This window comes from Aminivibrio pyruvatiphilus (assembly GCF_004366815.1).
GTDB classification, from domain to species: Bacteria; Synergistota; Synergistia; order Synergistales; family Aminobacteriaceae; genus Aminivibrio; species Aminivibrio pyruvatiphilus.
In genome coordinates this window covers 1-17,410 of record NZ_SORI01000032.1, presented here as the reverse complement: position 1 = coordinate 17,410, position 17,410 = coordinate 1, and the positions used below count along the sequence as shown (strand labels likewise).

Here is a 17,410-nt window from a genome sequence, read left to right as displayed (position 1 = left end):
TGGTCTTCGGGAAGCCAGTCCTCAATGGACTGGGGGAGTATGTACGGAGTCGCTCTGTCTACTGTCTGGAATCTGGTCACCATGCTCTTTCGCCGCCTTTGGTCGGGATGAGTCTATTTTATCCGATGTGGCCTAAGTCCGACAGGCTCCTAGGAGAGGATCCTCTCGTGCTGGTGGCCGCACCTTTCCATCCGTGGGCACTGCGGGGGCAGGCCTCCTTTGCGGAGACCGCCGGGGAGACGCTCATCCGGTTTGCGGGTGACTGCCCCCTGGGAACCTATGTGGACGAATTTCTCCTCCGGAACAGGATCAGGTTCGGCGGCCAGGTGGAAACTGACGAAATCGAGATGGCGAAGCATCTCGCCCTTCGGGGCGTAGGGGTGGCCATTACCAGCTCTATCTCGGTCCAGAAAGAGCTTGCCTCGGGAGAACTTGCTCCTGTGATCCTTGACGGAATGGAGGAACTGTCCTGGGAAATCCAGTGCGTCTATTCATCCACCAGGGGACTGTCCTATGCGGGGTGGGAGATGGTGAAGCGGCTGGAGGAGCAGTGCCGCAGCCTCCTGAAGTGAAGGCGGCCCCGGAGGGCCGCCTTCGTTACGATCCCTGTTCCAGAAGTTCTTCGAGGAGGGCCGTTTTTTCCCTGAAACTGCGGAGTGTCTGCTCCAGGGGAACCGGCGAGGTCATGTCCACCCCGGCCTCCCGGAGAATGTCCAGGGAATAGGCCGAGCTGCCCCTGGAAAGGAAGCGGATATAGCGCCGCCTCTCCTCCTCCCCGCCACGGAGAATATTGCTGCTCAGGCAGCCCGCGGCGGCGAAGCCGGTGACGTATTTGTACACGTAAAAAGCGCTGTAAAAATGGGGAATTCTGGCCCACTCCACCGACAGGGCGTCGTCCAGGACCATTTCCGGACCGTGGTACCGTTCGTTCAGTTCTTTCCACAGTGCGCAGAGGAGCTCGGCGGTGAGGGCCTCCCCCTTTTCCGCCAGGGAATGGGTTTCCCTTTCGAACTCGGCGAACATGGTCTGCCTGTATACTGTTGTCCGCACCTGGTCGAGATAGTGGTTCAGGAGGAAGATCTTCTCCTCCTTCGGCGCCTTTTCCAGCAGGGACTCCAGGAGGAGAGCCTCGTTGGTGGTGGATGCCACCTCCGCGAGGAAGATGGTGTAGTCGGCGTAGACCTGCGGCTGCCCGGCATGGGAAAACCACGTGTGGAGGGAGTGTCCCGCCTCGTGGGCGATGGTGAACACGTCCCTGAGGGTTCCGTTGTAGTTCAGGAGCATGTAGGGGTGGGTCCCGTAGCTTCCCCAGGAATAGGCCCCTTTTCTCTTCCCCTGGTTCTCGAAGACGTCGATCCACCGGGAGGAAAAACCTTTTTTCAGCACGTCCAGATATTCCGCCCCGAGAGGCGCAAGCCCATCCGTCACCATTTCAACGGCCTTACCGTAAAGAATCCTGGTTTCGGGCTCGTCGGCAAGAGGCACGTTGAGATCGTACATCCGCAGCTCCTCCAGCCCGAGGGCTTTTTTCCGAAGGGCCATGTAGCCGTGGAGGGCGTCGAGGTTCCGGTTCACCGTGTCCACCACCATGGAATAGACGGAAGGGGAGATATTGTCGCCGTGGAGGGACGCCTCGAGGGCCGAGGGGTATTTCCTGGCCCTCGAGTAGAAGAGGTCGGATTTCACGCTCCCGGAGTACAGGGCGGCGAGGGTGTTCCGGTATTTCCCGTAGGTTGTGAAGAGCCCCTCGAAGGCATCCTTCCTCACCCTGCGGTCCTTCGACCGGCTCAGGAGGTAGTACCGTTCCTCCGAGAGTTCGGTCTCCCTGCCCGCTTCGTCGAGGATCACCGGAAAGGTGAGATCGGCATTCGTCAGAAGGGAGAAGGCGTTTTCCGGCGTCCTGGCTATTTCCCCGGACCGGGCGAGAATCTCCTCCTCCTGAAGGCCGAGCACATGCCCAGCGGTCCGAAGAAGGTCGTCGAAGTGATGACGGTACTTCCCGAGGGCGGAACAGCCTTCGATGGCCCCGTTCACTTTCTCCTGTCCGGCGGCGAGGACCTCCGGGCGGTAGAAGGAGAGAGCGGCGCCGTAGGCGGCCAGCAGAGTGCCGGCCCTGTCGGCCCGTGCCTGCCGGGCGGCATCGGCGGTATCTTCGTGGCTCTTCATCACGGCATAGGCGTAGAGCTTGCCCAGCCGCTCCGAAGCCGCTTCTTCGAGCTTCAGGAACTCCAGCAGCGTTTCCGGAGACTCGAAAAGCCTCCCGCAATAGCCGCCGAGCCGCTCCATTTCTCCGCCGAGAAGGAGGAAGGATTCCTCCCACTCATCAGCTGAAGGGAAGACGGCCTCCAGGTTCCAGGTGTACTCCTGAGGGATTTCGCTTCTCGGGGGAATTCTGCCGGAGGGACCGGCTTCTCCGGTGAAGGTGCCCGAATACGGGCGACAGTGGCTCATGATTGAAAACTCCTTTCATTTTTAACGTTCAAAGAAAAAAAGGTCCGCCTGTTCATTGACACCTTTTTGGCGAGCCCTTATTATTTCTGTATCGAATTCCCAGGAATTCTAATCCATATTAACAGGAGTGTGAATCAAAAAAAATGAAAAAGCGCGTTCTCCTTCTTGCAGCCGTTGCGCTCATCTTCACCCTGACCGGTTCAGCCCTTTCCGCCCAGACCGTAAAGCCTGACCAGCTCCGCTTCATGGCGGGCCCTCCGGGGGGCAACTGGTTCGCCCTCGGCGGCGCCCTCGCCGACCTCTGGACGTCCAAGCTGATCCCCACCACCAGCATCACCGGCGGCGCCGTAGCCAACATCATCAATGCCCACAACGCCAAGGGCGAGCTCGGGTTCTCCAACACTTCCATGGTTGCCGTGGGCCAGAAGGCGAGCGACGCGCCCTTCAAGGACCCCACCGGCAACGCCGTCGTCATGGCGAATCTCTACACCCAGTACACCTACTTCATCGCCCGGAAGGACTTTGCGGAGAAGCACGGCATCACCTCCCTCGACGACCTCGTCACAAAGAAAGTCCCCACCCGGTTCGCCACGCTCAAGACGGGAACCGGCTCCGAATTCATCGTCAACGGCGTCTTCAAAGCCGGCTTCGGCATCGCGGACTACAGGAAGGAACTCAAGGACTGGGGCGGTTCCGTTGAATACGCCTCCTATTCCGGCGGCGCCGACCTTCTGGCGGACAACCACCTGGACGTCTTCGCCTTCTCCGTGGGCAAGGTCGCTTCCATAGTGATGCAGATCGAGAGCCAGACGGACATCGTCCTCCTGGGCATCGAGCAGGCAACCCTGGACAAGGTCGGCGAGGCCTACGGCACCGTCACCTTCACTGTGGATCCCGGGATCTACAAGTCCGTGACGGAACAGACCCCCACTGTGAAAGCCGTGGGAGACTACACCTGCGTCGTGGTCCGCGGAGACCTTGACGAGCAGCTGGTCTACGACCTGTGCAAGGTGATGCACGAAAACCAGGAGCTTCTCTCCAAGGCAGTGGTGGACATCAACGAACTCACTCCCGCAACGGCAATCCCCGGCGGGGCCATCAACAGCCACCCCGGCGCCGTCCGCTACTGGAACGAAGTCTCCAAGAACTAGACCATTTCTTTTCGCACTTTGAACCGGAAGGCGGGCTGAACCAGCCCGCCTTTGCTTTCGTTCCGGGCACTTCTGCCTGTTACCGGCAGCCCCTGTGTTTTCAAGGAGGGAGTTCATTCCATGAGGAAACTCGACGGCATCGTGGCAAAGGGTTTGTATGTCTACGTTCTGGCCATGGGCCTTTTTCACATTTATACTGCGGTTTTCGGGACCTTCGAGGCGTACCTTCAGAGAGCGATCCACCTTACCTGGGTCCTCCCCATGTGTTTCGTGCTCTACCCCTTTGCGGCAGGCAGGAAACGACAGGCCATTGAAACATCCGTACCATGGTTCGACTGGATTTTTGCCGCTCTTTCAGCTCTGCCCGGCATTTACATCATGCTGAACTATGATGAGATCATGATGCGGATGCAGGGAGTGGACGACCTGACGACGGCCCAGCTCGTCCTGGGAACCCTGCTGATCATCCTTCTGCTCGAGGCAACGAGGCGGATCGTCGGTCTTCCCCTGGTCATCGTGGCGGTCTTCTTCACGGTCTACACCTATTATTGCGACGCCCCCTTCCTGCCCCAGCTCCTCAGGGGCGTTCCCACCGAGTTTCAAAGGCTGGTCGAGGGAATGTACCTCACCGACGAAGGCATTTTTTCATCCTCACTTGGAGTCTCGGCCACCTTTGTCATGATCTTCCTCATCTTCGGCGGCTTTCTTGAAAAGAGCGGCGTAGGAGAGTATTTCATGGAATTCGCCCAGGCCTTCACGGGAACCGCCCCCGGCGGCCCGGCGAAAATTGCCGTGCTCAGCTCCGCCCTCTTCGGCTCCATCTCGGGATCGGCCGTGGCCAACGTCTACGGAACAGGATCCTTCACCATCCCGCTCATGAAGCGGATCGGCTACAAGCCTTTCTTTGCCGGCGCAGTGGAGGCGGTGGCCAGTACGGGAGGGCAGATCATGCCTCCCGTCATGGGAGCCGGCGCCTTCGTCATGGCCGCCCTTCTCGGGGTGCCCTTCAACACCATCATGATCGCCGCGGTCCTGCCGGCGCTCCTCTATTACGGCACGGTCCTCCTCATGGTCCACCTGACGGCCCTCCGGGACGGCCTCAAGGGGCTCCCCGCCGACGAGCTTCCCTCAATCAGGTCGGTGATGAAGAAGCTCTACATGATGTCCCCCATCGTCCTCCTGGTGTACATGCTTCTCGCGGGATACACGCCCATGTACGGCGCCATCGCCGGAATATCCCTCGCCTGGGCGGTCTCCCTTCTGAACCCGGGGAAAAGAATGGGACCGAAGGAAATCCTGCAGGCCATCCACGACGGATCGGAAAACATACCCCTGATATGCACCGCCTGCGCTTCCGCCGGTCTCGTCATAGGCTCGGTGGCCCTGTCGGGCATCGGCTTCAAATTCGTGGGGGCCGTTCTCGCCCTCTCGGGCGGCATTCCCTTCCTTGCCCTCATCCTCATCGCCATCGTCTCCCTGATCCTCGGCATGGGCCTCCCCACCACGAGCGCCTACATCCTCGGCGCGGCCCTCGGCGTCCCCGCCCTGGCCAAGATCGGAATCATGCCCCTGGCGGCCCACCTTTTCGTGTTCTACTACGCCATCATCTCGAACATTACGCCCCCGGTGGCCCTGGCGGCCTACGCCGCGGCATCCATCGCAGGATCCCCTCCCAACAGGACGGGGTTTGCCGCCTGCAGGCTGGGGATCCTCGCCTTCATCGTTCCCTTCGCCTTCTGCTACGACCCGGGCCTGCTCCTCAAGAGCACGTTCATGGGCAACATCATATCCATCGTCAGCGGCGTCGCCGCCATGGCGGGACTGGGATTCGCCATCACCGGCTTTACAAAGCGGAGGCTGTCCCTGCCTGAGAGGCTTGGCTTTGCGGCATTCGGCCTCCTGGCCCTTCACGGCAGCCTTCCCATCGCCCTCGGGAGCACATCCGCGGTCATCGGACTCTTTCTGCTGCTCCGCCCCAGGGCGGATACCCCAGAAGTACGTTAGGGAAATTTCTCCTGAAGCGGAAAGGAGCCCCGGCTTTTTAAGGCCGGGGCTCCTTTATTTGCAGCGGCAGAATGAAAAGCCCCCTTCAGGACTTATTCGGCAGGAACTTTTTCCCCTCGCCGAAGGCCTTTCCCACAAGATCCCCCAGGCCGAAGTATTTCCCGGTGCGGGGAGCGAAAACCAGGGGGCGCACTTTTTCAGGGTCCGGATAGCCCTTTTCGTCGAGGCACTCTTCCCGTGCCCAGGTCTTGACCACCTTTCCCACGAAGAGGATATGGGATCCGAGATCAAGGAACTGAACGACCTCGCACTCCATGGAAACAGGAAACTCCTCGATGAGGGGAGCGTCCGCGATATCCCCCTTTTTAGGGGTGAGTCCCGCCGCGGAGAACTTGTCTGTATCCCTTCCCGACGCGAGGCCGAAAAAATCAGCTTCCGCGGCCTGGGCCTCCGACGGTATGTTCACCGTAAAGGCCTTCTTCTCCAGTATTCCCTCCAGGGTATGACGGGATTTCGCCACGGCCACCGAAATGCACGGCGGCTCCGAGTTGCAGACTCCCCCCCAGGCGACCATGAGCCCGCCGGGCCGCCCGTCGGTGCCATAGGCCGCCACAACCAGGGCCGGCGCGGGATAGAGAGGGGTGGAGATTCCTATGTCCTTTTTCATTGCACACTCTCCCTTGTCAGATTACTTTTCTTCATTGTACACCTTCAGAGGCATCTTCTTTTCCCCGCAGGAGAAATACAAAGAAAAAAAGAGAAAACGGGAGGCAGTCTCCAAAATGCGGCCATATTTACCTTTATTTCCTGCTCATTTCTCTTTTTCGCCCTTGTCTAACCAATACTGACGTATATAATTATGATCACAAGGTCAATATAGATCAGACTCATGGAGGTGGAGACAATGACACGGAGATTCCTGGCCATACGGCCCAATGACATGGCACAGCCCATCGCACCATTCGCTTCGGTGGACAGGATGATGAGGGACATGCTCCGGGCATTCGGCGAGTTTTCTTCCGATATGGGGTATGCCCAGGAGACGGAAAGGGTTCCTGCGGTTCCCAGGGGGGATTTTTACCGGAAGGACGGAAAAGTTTTCGCCGAGTTCGAGCTTCCCGGCATCGACCCGTCAAAGGTGGAGCTGAATGTTTTCGAGGACCGGCTGACTCTCCAGGCGGAGAAATCCGACGAGAAAACGGTGGAAGAGAACGACCTTTTCCGGTCGGAGCGCTATTTCGGAAAGGTCTCCCGGTCCATCCAGTTTCCCCTGGAGGTTGACCCGGACACAGCGAAGGCGACGTTCAAAAACGGCGTGCTCACCGTGGAAGTCTCGGAAAAGATCCAGGCCGAGAAGATGAAGAAAGTGGCCATCGAGGAAAAGGCATAGGAAACGGGAACACATCAGGAAAGGAGCGCCGGAGTTTCCGGCGCTCCTTTGTTGTTTATCTTTCGGCGTTGGGGAAAAAGAGCTGCTTTCCGAGAAGCTGGAAGTCCGCAATGGCTTTCTGGGTCGACGGGGACACCATCCAGTCGATGAGGGCCACGGCGAGGTCATACCGGAGGTTCTCCCATTTTGCCGGGTTGACGGCGATTACGCTGTACTGGTTTTTCAGGGAGTCGTCACCCTCGACGATGATCACCAGCCCCCCCTGCTCCTTCCGGGAATCCTCGTACTTGATGAAGGTTCCCCTGTCGGTGAGGCAGTAGCCCTTCCGCTCATCGGCGATCATGAGGGTTTCAAGCATTCCCTGGCCGGTCTGGATGTACCACTTCTCCTTGTCGGGTTCGGGAATGCCGGCGTTTTTCCAGAGGACAAGCTCCGCCACGTGGGTCCCGGATTTGTCGGCCCGGCTGGCGAAGGGAGCCGCGACGGCGGCGATTTTCTTCAGGGCATCGGCGGCGGCCATCCCCTTGATCCCCGCAGGATCGGAAACGGGGCCCACCACGATGAAGTCGTTGTACATCACCTGGCGGCGGTTGACACCCCATCCGTCGGCGACGAACTTCTTCTCCACCTCGGGAGCATGGACCAGGAGAACGTCCACGTCACCGTTCCGGCCGTACTCAAGAGCCTTGCCCGTACCTACGGAAACCCACTGGAGTTCGATGTTCTTCTCCTGAAGGAGCAGAGGGGCCAGGTAATCAAGAAGCCCCGTGTTGTCCGTGCTGGTGGTGGTGGCCATCCGGAGAACCTCCGCGCCGGAAGCGGCCCCCGCAAGGACAAAGACGAACAGACAGACGAACAGAAACGACCGCATTTTTCTCATTTTCACTGTAATTTCCTCCTTTATGTTGTAGTGTGCCTGATCGCGAAACACAAAAACACAAAAAAACCGTTCCCCTACGACAAACGGCAGGGAACGGCTCCAGTGAAGTCCGCTATCTCCTTGCCGAACACGGGAGGCCCGCCTGTTTCCGGACGGACCCTGACGGCCCGCCGCCGTGGGAAAATCCTGTAGGCGAACGGGCTCGGAGATAAGCATATTCTTTTGTGTTTATGATACCACGGGAGCGCCGGTTTTTGTTACCTCACCCGGCGGCTTTCGAAAATCCTGTCCATCTCCCCGTGGAATTTCCTGAAAAATTCGATGATCTCGGGGCCGAAATGGCCGGGCTCCGTCCTGCCGTCGCCGGACAGGATGATGCGGACCGCCTCCTCGTGGGACATCGAGTCCTTGTAGACCCTGCGGGACCGCAGGGCATCGTAGACGTCAGCCAGGGCCACTACCTGCCCTTCCCAGGGAATTTCCTCCCCCGAAAGGCCCAGGGGGTAACCGCTGCCGTCCCATTTTTCATGGTGGGTCATACAGATCCGCCTCGCCGCGGCAAGCCATTCCGCGCCCCCGATGAGCTCCGCACCCCACCGGGGATGGTTTCGGACGAGGGCCATCTCCTCTCCGGTAAGCGGGCCGGCCTTCCCGAGGATGGACATGGGGACCCTGAGCTTCCCGATATCATGCAGGCGTGAGAAGATCTCGATGTCGTCCTGCTCTTCCCTGGATTTTCCCAGGGCTTCCGCGGCGAGGCGTGAGTAGGCGCCGATCCTGTCCATGTGGTCCGCCGTCTCGAGATGGTGAATCTCCGTGACAGACTGCAGTTTTTCAGCCAGGTACCTGTAGGATTCCTTGATTTCCCTGCGGGCGTCTTCCACGTCAAAGAGGCCGGCCAGGGCGGACGCAACGGGCATCAGGGTTTCCATGAGTTCGTCGTCCCTGGGCCTGCCTTCGCCCGCAAAAGCCACCTCGAGAACCCCCACGCTTCTGCCGCGGTGCACAAGGGGAATCTCCACTTCCGTCGCCACCTCGGGGTGAACCATGCCGTACTCCGGTTCGAGAGACACATTTTCAACCCATACCGGCCGTTTCTCCCTGAAGGCCCGTCCGGCCACGCTTCCCTCCAGGGGAATAGCGAAATCCAGAAGCGCTGCGGACCGGTAACCGCTGATGGCCAGGTTTCTCAGGGCTCCGTCCCTGTGGTGTGCCAGGAGTACACCGAAGGCACCGGTGCTCTCCCGAATGCTTTCGGCGATCCTCTGAAGCTTCCCGCCGCTTTCGCCCGTGCCCGAAACGGTCTCCATGACGTTCAGCGTATTTCTCCAGATTTTCTGCCTCTCCGTGAGCTCACGGTTCACATCGGTGAGATTGTCCTGTATGGCCAGGGCTTCTTCCGTGAGGGCGGCTATTTCCTCTCCCTGCCTCCCGATGATCTTCAGGGCATTTTCCAGGCTTCTGAGAAAGCGCCTGAACTCCGTCACCCGGGAATCCTCCACGGCCTCGCCGATTTCGGCCCCCAGAACCTGCACGTTGAAAGCCGTTTCCGTAATGTCCCTGTTCCCGGAAAGGCGCTCCGCTATTCCGTCCGCCACGGCTGAAAGGGAAGCGAAAGAGAGCCTCAGGCCCAGGACCGTGGGGAAAAGCAGAACGGAGGCGAGGAGAAGAATGACGAATCCTCCGAAAAGATGGAGGGCGGCTATGTCCTGTACGAAGCGGCGGAACACCCTCTCCGGCAGAATCATCCCCAGGGTGAAGTGCTCCCCTGCCGGCGAGTGGAAGAGCATGGCACTCTCACCCCTGAAAGGGATGAGGGCGGTCCCGGGTTCCCTGAGAAGCAGCGCCTTGGCGGAGGTGGAGAGGGAGGAAGGCACCGCCGCCGAGGGGATGACGATGCTCTCCGACAGATCCCATTCCGGAAAAGGGGACGCCAGGAAAAACCCCTTCCTGTCTACGAGAAATCCGTCCCCTTCGCCGAATACCTTTCGGGAAACCACTTTTTCCCTCACGTGAGCCATGTTCACGTCAAGGCCGAAAACGCCGAGGAGCTCACCGGAGGGAGTGATCACGGGAGCGGTGACACTTACGATAAGCTCCCCGGTGATCAGGTCCCTGTAGGGCGAAGTGACAACGGCGCTCTCCTTTTTCAGGGCTTCCACGTACCATGAGCGGATCCGGGGGTCGTATCCCCCGGGAGGGACCCAGAGCGTTGCATCCGTGAATCCCCCGGTTTCGAATCCCATAAAAACATTCTGGACCCCCTGGATACGGGCAGATTCAAGGAACCTGCCGAACAAACCGGCCAGGGCTGCGGGCGAACCGCTTTCGGGAAGGGCCGCCACAGAAACCGCCAGGCCGGAGGTCAGGGAGAGGAGCTTGGAAAAATATTCTTCGATGGTAAGGGCTGTTTCCGAGACAATGCTCCGGCCGGCTTCCTCCACTCTCGCCCGGACGCTCCGGGCGGTCAGAGAATAGCTCCCCGCCGTAAGGGCGAGAGTGACTACGAGGAAACCCGCCAGCAGGATGGCCATCTTCCTGCTCAGAGAGGTGCCGTCGTCTTTTTCTTCCTTTTGAGAGGGAAGAGAGCTCAGAAAAGCCACCCTTTGATGATCTCCTTCGCTTCCCTCATCCCCTGGAGGCCGTAGGTTGCAATGAGCCAGAAGGCCGCGGTGTAGAGGAGCACTGCGGCCACTCCGAAGCAAAGAGCCGCCAGGAGGGCCAGGCCGTCCCGTTCCGTCATGGCCACCCCCACGCAGAAGATCACCATGGCGGGAAGGGTATTCGTGAGAGGGATGGGGAGGATCATCAGCCCGCTCATGGCCAGGAGGAGAAGACAGTACCCCTTCGCCGCGGTCCTGCCTGTGAGTATCGGAAACCGGGGCCGGATAAACCGCTCCACGAAGGAAAAGAAGGCGGCGGTGCTTTTTATCATCCTGTCGGCAGTGCTCCTCCTGATGATCTTTCTGGAAGCCCATTCCGGGATCCACGGAACGGGGCGTCCTGCCAGAAGCTGCAGACTCAGAAGAAAGAGGACAACCCCGAAGGGCGTGCTGTACCCCGGGGCGGGAACGGGGAGGGCACTCGGAAGGGAAAGCAGCACGAAGAGTATGCCGAACCCCCGGTCCCCCACTGCCGAGACGATGTCTCCCAGGGTCATGTCGCTTCCGCCCTTCACTGCGAGAAGCCTGCGGAAATCCGCAGACAGGGTGCCGAAACCGTGATCAGTCATGATGGAGAATGTCATCCTTTCCTTTTTCGCCTGAAGCGTTAAATTCGCGTATTATGGAATTCTAGCACAGGAAGAGCCGGCAATTTCACCTGACTAATATTGACCGATCCCATTTTTTTGCTATACTGTCGTCAGGCCAATTAAAATAATTACAATGTAACAATCGTTAATCCGAAATACCCCCTCGTTTTCCTCTGCTCGGGGTATAATAGGATAAAATCATACCGGTGAGGTCGGATTGAAGCAACGAGCCCCCGGCGAAAAGAAAGAAAGGAGAGATACCATGCAGTTCACGGAACCTGCGGATATTCTCGACCAGAAGACAGCCGATGAGGCAAAGGCGCTCAAGAGCCTGATGGAAGAAGTGGAGGCCGTCAACTACTACAACCAGAGAGTGGCCGCCACGCCCAACGCTGAACTGAAGGAACTCCTGGCCCACAACAGGGACGAAGAGATCGAACACGCGGCCATGCTCATCGAGTGGCTCCGCCGCAACATGGAAGGATGGGACAAGGAACTCAAAACGTACCTCTTCACTTCCGCTCCGCTCCTTGAAGTCGAAACTGCCGGCGAGGCGGGAGGCGGAGAGGGCGGCGCTCCCGGCGGGCTGGGCATAGGCAGCCTGAAGTAGTACCGGAAATACCCGAGAACAAAGGAGGGCATTAGAATGGACATTCTGAGAAGAGCAGCCTCTCTCATCACCCCCGAGGCCTGGGCGGAACTTGACCGCCAGGCGAAAAAGGTGCTCACGGCTAATCTTTCCGCCCGGAAGTTCGTGGACGTGGAAGGCCCGAAGGGCTGGTCATACAGCGCCCATCCCACCGGCAGGCTCGACGTGGCCCAGAAGCAGCCGAAGGACGGCGTCCAGATCGGCGTAAACAGGGTTCTTCCCCTCGTAGAAGCCAGGCACACCTTCGACATGGACATCTGGGAGCTGGACAATATCAGCCGCGGCGCGAAAGACCCCGACCTCTCCACTCTCGAGAAGGCCGCGAAGGAGATCGCCCTGTTCGAGGAAAAAGCAGTCTACAAGGGACTTGCCTCTGCCGGCATCGAAGGCCTCGCAGCTGCGGCAAAGGGACGGTCTGTGAAGCTCGGCGGCGATGACGCCGAGAAAATTGTAGACGCCCTATCGGCAGCCATCTACAGACTCCATGAAGACGCAGTGGAGGGCCCCTACGCCCTCGCGGCGTCACCGAAACTCTGGAAGGCCATCTACGGGGCCGCTTCCTGCTACCCCATCTCCAAGCATGTGGGGAACCTGGTGGACAAGGTGATCCTCTCCACCCAGGACGAATCCTACGTGGTCTCCCTTCGGGGCGGGGATTTCGAGCTCGTCCTCGGCCAGGACCTTTCCCTCGGCTTCGAGGAACGGAACGGCGGCAAGGTCCGCCTCTTCTTCACCGAATCCTTCACCTTCCGGGTGATCACCCCGGAAGCCGTGGTGGCTCTCTCATAGCGAAAACGCCGCTCACATCCGGCACACGGGGCGGCCTCACAGGGGCCGCCTTTTTCACTACATCATCTACTGCAGGAGGAACGGGAAAATGGAAAAGACGATGAAAGGCCTCTCTGAAGCATTCGCCGGAGAATCCATGGCGAACCGGAAATACCTCGCCTTCGCCGAACAGGCTGAGAAGGAAGGCTACCCCGCCGTTGCCAGGCTTTTCAGGACCATCGCCGAGGCAGAAACTCTTCATGCCCTGGCCCATTTCAAGACCATGGGCGGCGTGAAATCCACTGCGGAAAACCTGAAGGCCGCCCTTGAGGGTGAGACCTACGAATTCACCGAGATGTACCCCGGATTCATCAGGGACGCCGAAGAAGAGGGGCAGAAGAACGCCGTCCGGTCCTTCACCTTCGCCAACGAGGCGGAAAAGGCCCACGGTGAGCTGTACAAAAAAGCTCTCGCCTCCATGGAAAAGGGGAAGGATTCCACCTTTTTCCTCTGTCCCGTGTGCGGCTACGTGGAGGAAGGGCACGCCCCCGACGTCTGCCCCATCTGCAAGGCAAAGAAAGACGTTTTCATCACCGTGGCATAACCTTCGAGGGGCCTCTCCGGAGGCCCCTTTTCCCTTCTCTTCCCGGCCTGTTTCTTCTATTTTTTCCCCCTTGTTTTTCCGTCAAAAACACCTATAATCCGCAGATAACAGCCCCTGATTCACTCCGGGGCGGACTCCTGGAGGAGGGGAGATATGGCATTTGTCTCATCGGCGAGCCTGCCCGCAATCTGATGTTTCGCCGGTCCGCCCGGAAAGGGCGGCCTGTATTTCAACCTCCGGGAGGAGATTGTCCATGAACGACGAGTACGGCTGTGATCCTGAAGTTCCGTTGCGCCCCGTTTCCCGCATTTCCGTCGTCTACAACCTGAAAAAAAACGCCGGTGCCGGAGAGCCCGACGACAAGTACGAAGAGTACGACCCCCTGAGCACCGTTGAATCGGTGGCGGAAACCATCGCATCTTTCGGGTTTTCCGTTTCCCTGTGCGAACAGGATGAGAACTTTTTTCCCCGGCTGCGGGACCAGGCGCCGGACTTTGTTGCCAATCTGGCCGAAGGACGGGGTGATGCCCGAGGGAGGGAAGCCCAGGTTCCCTGCATCCTCGAGAGCGAGTCCATTCCCTTCTGGGGGTCCGACGCTGTCTCCATGGCGGTGGCCCTGGACAAGCTCCTCACCGGGCGCACTCTTTCCTCCGAGGGGATTCCCGTGCCTCTTTCCTCATCATTCCGCGGGGAGGAAGACCTGCCCGTCCTGCCGGAGCTTTTCCGGCAGCGATTCCGCTACGTGGTCAAGCCCCGGTACGAAGGCTCCTCAAAGGGCATCTTCACCGACTCGGTGGCCCACTCGCCCCGGGAGGCCGAGGACCGGATCCGCCGAATATGGCATCGCTACGGCCAGCCCGCCCTGCTCGAGGAATATCTTCCCGGAGCGGAGGTCACCGTGGGTGTCACCGGCAACGGCCGGCCTGCGATAGCAGGCATGATGCGGATTTCTCCCGTGCACCCCAGGGAGGAGTTTCTCTACTCCCTGGAAGAGAAGCGAAACTACCTGGAACGGATCCGCTACGACGGCCCCGAGACCATTCCCGCCCCCCTGCGAGAGCAGCTCGGCAGGTTCGCCGCAGCCGCCTTCAGGGCACTGGAGCTCCGGGACATGGCCAGGGTGGATTTCCGGCTTGACGGGGACGGCATCCCCCGCATCATCGACGTCAATCCTCTGCCCGGCCTCTCTCCGCAGTACAGTGATCTCCCCATCCTGCACCGTCTGAGCGGCGGCAGCTATCCGGACCTGGTCCGCTCCATCCTCGCGAGCGCCTTCCGCCGGAACGGCCTCGCCTTCTCCGCCCTTCCCGTGGAGGCTGATGCCCTATGAAGCCTGACGCCGCCCAGGAACCTCCTCAAAAATCGCCCCTTATTCTCGTGGCCGCCGCCGTTGAACCGGAGGCGAGACCCGATGTAGCCGACACCCTGGAGGCAAGGGCGTGGGTATGCCGTGCCCTGGAACGGGCGGGCTGGACGGCGGAGGCATGGGACATCACTCCTTCCCTGCTCGCCTCTCCGGATCGGGTGTCCGGGCACCTGGAAAAAACGGAGGCGGTCTGCGTTTTCAACCTTTTCGAAGGCTTCGGCACGGACAGCGGTGCGGAGCACCGATTCAGCGCCCTGCTGGAGGAAACCGGCACCCCCTGCACCGGAAACCCAGCGGCAGTCCTTGAAACCTGCCTGTCGAAGGATGCCGTTTCCTCTCTGCTCAGGGCAAAGAACATCCCCGTTCCGGAGGGAAGGACCCTCCTTCCCGGGGACTCCCTTTCGCTCCTGAACGACCTTTCCCTTCCCCTCTTCCTGAAGCCCCTGCGGGAGGACGGGAGCGTGGGCATAGACGAACATTCCCTCGTGACCGACCGGAAGGACCTCCCCCGGAGAGCGGAAGAAAAACTGAAGCTCTTCCCCGGGGGGGTCAGGGCGGAGGAATTTCTCCCGGGGATGGAATACTCCGTCTCCTGCATCGGAAACGATCCCTATTTCGTTCCTGCCGTTTCCGTCATCGACTACGGCAAATGGAACGCCGGGCGCCCTTTTCTCGACTACGGGTCCAAGTGGGACCCTGACTCCCCTCTCTACGACCTGGTTCCCGAACCGGCGGAGGAACCGGTGAAGGAGAGGGCGAAGCGGCTGGCCTCCGAAGCGGGGAAGACTCTCGGATGCAGGGGATACTTCCGGACCGACCTGAGGGAGAAGGACGGCACGCTCTACGTGATTGATGTCAACCCAAACCCGGACATGGGGTCCGGCGGCGGGTTCCTGAGGCAGTGCCGCGAAGGCGGCATGGAAATGGAAGAAGTGGCGGCCCGCATCGTGGAGCTTGCCCTTGAACATGTGCGGAGAGGAGAACAACAGTGGTGAATCTGCTGGCCGACCGCTGCCTGAACGCGGCGAAGGCTACCGGGGCCTTTACCCCCGAAGAGCTTGACGTTCTCGAGGATGTCCTGATCGAATGGTCCCTCCACCCGGGAAAGGACTACGTCCTCCTCACCGAGTGGAACGGAGGGAGCCTGGCGGGGTTCCTGATCTACGGCCCGACCCCCATGACCAGGTTCGCCTTTGACCTGTACTGGGTCGCCGTGGACCCGGCGCACCAGAAGAAGGGAATAGGCAGGATACTGGAAGAAAAGATGTGCTCGGCCCTGCTCGAGCAATCCCCCAGCGCGGTCGTGCGAGTGGAAACCGCCGGGCGGGACGACTACCTCGGGCAGCGCCATTTCTACCTGGCAACGGGCTACAGGGAATGCGGACGCATTCCAGACTTTTATTCGGAGGGTGACGATCTTGTCCTCTACTGCAAAAGAATCGGAAAGTAACGGAATCCAGGCGGAGGGGAACGGGGAGGAAACCCGCCCTCCGTCCCTGAGGACGAAAAAGCCGAGAGAAGGCGCCCTTCCGGCGCTCCCCCTCTTCCCCTCGAACAGACCCTACCTGGAGGCGCTCCGGGAGTCCGCCGGGGAAGAACTCTGGAACGACTGGCGCTGGCAGATGAAGGCCAGGATCACCACCGCCGGCGAGCTGGCAAGGATCCTTCCCCTTTCCAAGGGGGAATCGGCCACGCTGAAGAGAAGCCTTAACTCTCTCCGGATGGCCATAACCCCCTATTACGCCTCCCTCATCGACGGAAGCGACCCTGACTGCCCCATACGGAGACAGGCCATCCCGACGCTGAAGGAGACCCTGATCTCCCCCACCGACCTCCTCGACCCGCTCCACGAGGATGTGGACTCTCCGGTGCCGGGACTGACCCACAGGTACCCCGACCGGTGCATCCTTCTCGTCACGGACCAGTGCGCCATGTACTGCCGCCACTGCACGCGGAGACGTTTCGCCGGCCAGAACGACACCCCGAGGACGGAGGACCAGATCAGCCGCTGTCTTGACTATATCGCCAGGACCCCCGAGATACGGGACGTGCTGATCACGGGAGGGGATCCTCTCACCCTGTCGGACGGGACCCTTGATTTCATCCTCTCCCGGCTGCGGGCCATATCCACGGTGGAGATCATCCGCATCGGCACCAGGATCCCCGCCGTACTCCCCATGAGAGTGACGGAGGGGCTCTGCTCCGTCCTGAAAAAGTACCACCCCCTCTGGATCAACCTGCACTTCAATCACCCCCGGGAATTGACTCCCGAGGCGGCGGCGGCATGTGCGAAGCTGGCGGACGCCGGAATTCCCCTGGGGAACCAGTCGGTCCTCCTCAAGGGGGTGAACGACTGCCCCTACATCTTCCGGGACCTCAACCAGAAGCTCCTGAAAATGCGGGTGCGCCCCTACTACATCTACCAGTGCGACCTCTCCCGGGGCATAGAGCACTTCCGCACCTCCATCGGCAAGGGCATCGAGATCATGGAATACCTCCGGGGCCACACGTCCGGGCTTGCCGTGCCCACCTTCGTGGTGGACGCGCCGGGCGGCGGGGGCAAGATCCCCGTCATGCCGAACTATGTCCTCTCCAGGTCGGACAGGAAAACGGTGCTCCGGAACTTCGAGGGGGTCGTCACCGTCTACACCGAACCAGACGACAACAGGAGCGTCTGCGCCGGGAAGTGCAGGGAGACCTGCGAACGGGCGAAGAACCTCTATACCGGAGGAATTGAATCCCTGTTCGAAGGGGAAGCGGTTTCGCTGGAACCCCGGGAACTCGCCCGGGAAAAGCGGAGAAAACACTGGGCTGAAGGCGATAAGAACAAATAAGCGAAGGGCGCGGAATATCCGCGCCCTTCGCTTATTTTATCCGCCGGATTCAGTTTTTCG

Annotated in this window: 16 protein-coding genes and 1 riboswitch; of the genes, 11 read left to right on the top strand and 5 right to left on the bottom strand. The window is 60.1% G+C overall.

All coding sequences use genetic code 11. The features are described from left to right. Nucleotides 1–107 precede the first annotated feature (107 nt). Nucleotides 108–572, top strand: a complete 465-nt coding sequence (locus C8D99_RS14245) for a LysR substrate-binding domain-containing protein (protein WP_133959175.1) — start codon at nucleotides 108–110, stop codon at nucleotides 570–572. Nucleotides 573–597: 25 nt separating this feature from the next. Here C8D99_RS14245 and pepF read toward each other — a convergent pair whose 3' ends face one another. Further along, the gene (pepF, locus tag C8D99_RS14240) at nucleotides 598–2,451 is read right to left on the bottom strand and encodes an oligoendopeptidase F (RefSeq protein WP_133959174.1); all 1,854 of its coding nucleotides are present in this window, start codon (nucleotides 2,449–2,451) and stop codon (nucleotides 598–600) included. Nucleotides 2,452–2,594: 143 nt separating this feature from the next. On the opposite strand from pepF, the gene C8D99_RS14235 reads away from it, so the two are divergent. Together C8D99_RS14235 and C8D99_RS14230 are read left to right on the top strand one after the other, a co-directional pair. After that, entirely contained in the window at nucleotides 2,595–3,602 is a 1,008-nt protein-coding gene (locus C8D99_RS14235) for a TAXI family TRAP transporter solute-binding subunit (protein WP_133959173.1), read from the top strand. Between the two features lie 120 nt (nucleotides 3,603–3,722). After that, entirely contained in the window at nucleotides 3,723–5,606 is a 1,884-nt protein-coding gene (locus C8D99_RS14230) for a TRAP transporter permease (RefSeq protein WP_133959172.1), read from the top strand. Nucleotides 5,607–5,691: 85 nt separating this feature from the next. On the opposite strand, the gene C8D99_RS14225 is transcribed toward C8D99_RS14230, so the two are convergent. Then, a complete protein-coding gene (locus C8D99_RS14225; RefSeq protein WP_133959171.1) occupies nucleotides 5,692–6,273 on the bottom strand; it encodes a flavin reductase family protein in 582 nt (193 codons plus the stop codon). 237 nt (nucleotides 6,274–6,510) lie between these two features. On the opposite strand from C8D99_RS14225, the gene C8D99_RS14220 reads away from it, so the two are divergent. Next, complete coding sequence (locus C8D99_RS14220; RefSeq protein WP_166670217.1) at nucleotides 6,511–6,996, top strand: Hsp20/alpha crystallin family protein; 486 nt, start codon at nucleotides 6,511–6,513, stop codon at nucleotides 6,994–6,996. Nucleotides 6,997–7,051: 55 nt separating this feature from the next. Here C8D99_RS14220 and C8D99_RS14215 read toward each other — a convergent pair whose 3' ends face one another. From C8D99_RS14215 to C8D99_RS14205, 3 genes are all read right to left on the bottom strand, one after another. Then, nucleotides 7,052–7,876 (bottom strand): ABC transporter substrate-binding protein, encoded by an 825-nt coding sequence (locus tag C8D99_RS14215; RefSeq protein WP_133959178.1) that lies wholly within the window; start codon nucleotides 7,874–7,876, stop codon nucleotides 7,052–7,054. 100 nt (nucleotides 7,877–7,976) lie between these two features. Then, nucleotides 7,977–8,096: riboswitch (molybdenum cofactor riboswitch) on the bottom strand. 37 nt (nucleotides 8,097–8,133) lie between these two features. Beyond that, complete coding sequence (locus C8D99_RS14210) at nucleotides 8,134–10,479, bottom strand: HD domain-containing phosphohydrolase (RefSeq protein WP_133959169.1); 2,346 nt, start codon at nucleotides 10,477–10,479, stop codon at nucleotides 8,134–8,136. After that, complete coding sequence (locus tag C8D99_RS14205; RefSeq protein WP_166670216.1) at nucleotides 10,467–11,108, bottom strand: exopolysaccharide biosynthesis protein; 642 nt, start codon at nucleotides 11,106–11,108, stop codon at nucleotides 10,467–10,469. Before C8D99_RS14205 ends, C8D99_RS14210 begins: the two co-directional genes overlap by 13 nt. 283 nt (nucleotides 11,109–11,391) lie before the next feature. Between C8D99_RS14205 and C8D99_RS14200 the strand changes: the two genes are divergently transcribed. From C8D99_RS14200 to kamA, 7 genes are all read left to right on the top strand, one after another. Then, nucleotides 11,392–11,739, top strand: a complete 348-nt coding sequence (locus C8D99_RS14200) for an encapsulin-associated ferritin-like protein (protein ID WP_133959167.1) — start codon at nucleotides 11,392–11,394, stop codon at nucleotides 11,737–11,739. A gap of 36 nt (nucleotides 11,740–11,775) precedes the next feature. Further along, a complete protein-coding gene (locus C8D99_RS14195) occupies nucleotides 11,776–12,567 on the top strand; it encodes a family 1 encapsulin nanocompartment shell protein (RefSeq protein ID WP_133959166.1) in 792 nt (263 codons plus the stop codon). An 88-nt stretch (nucleotides 12,568–12,655) separates the two neighbouring features. Next, nucleotides 12,656–13,150, top strand: a complete 495-nt coding sequence (locus C8D99_RS14190; RefSeq protein ID WP_133959165.1) for a rubrerythrin family protein — start codon at nucleotides 12,656–12,658, stop codon at nucleotides 13,148–13,150. Between the two features lie 253 nt (nucleotides 13,151–13,403). Continuing rightward, the gene (locus C8D99_RS14185) at nucleotides 13,404–14,480 is read left to right on the top strand and encodes a D-alanine--D-alanine ligase family protein (protein WP_133959164.1); all 1,077 of its coding nucleotides are present in this window, start codon (nucleotides 13,404–13,406) and stop codon (nucleotides 14,478–14,480) included. Next, complete coding sequence (locus tag C8D99_RS14180; RefSeq protein ID WP_133959163.1) at nucleotides 14,477–15,511, top strand: D-alanine--D-alanine ligase family protein; 1,035 nt, start codon at nucleotides 14,477–14,479, stop codon at nucleotides 15,509–15,511. Before C8D99_RS14185 ends, C8D99_RS14180 begins: the two co-directional genes overlap by 4 nt. Continuing rightward, nucleotides 15,505–15,966, top strand: coding sequence for a GNAT family N-acetyltransferase (locus tag C8D99_RS14175; protein WP_243833960.1), 462 nt, complete (start codon nucleotides 15,505–15,507; stop codon nucleotides 15,964–15,966). Before C8D99_RS14180 ends, C8D99_RS14175 begins: the two co-directional genes overlap by 7 nt. Then, nucleotides 15,935–17,350 carry a lysine 2,3-aminomutase gene (kamA, locus tag C8D99_RS14170; RefSeq protein ID WP_338024510.1) on the top strand — a complete coding sequence of 472 codons (1,416 nt, stop codon included), beginning with the start codon at nucleotides 15,935–15,937 and terminating at the stop codon, nucleotides 17,348–17,350. The genes C8D99_RS14175 and kamA overlap by 32 nt, the downstream gene beginning before the upstream one ends. The last annotated feature ends 60 nt before the right edge of the window (nucleotides 17,351–17,410 follow it).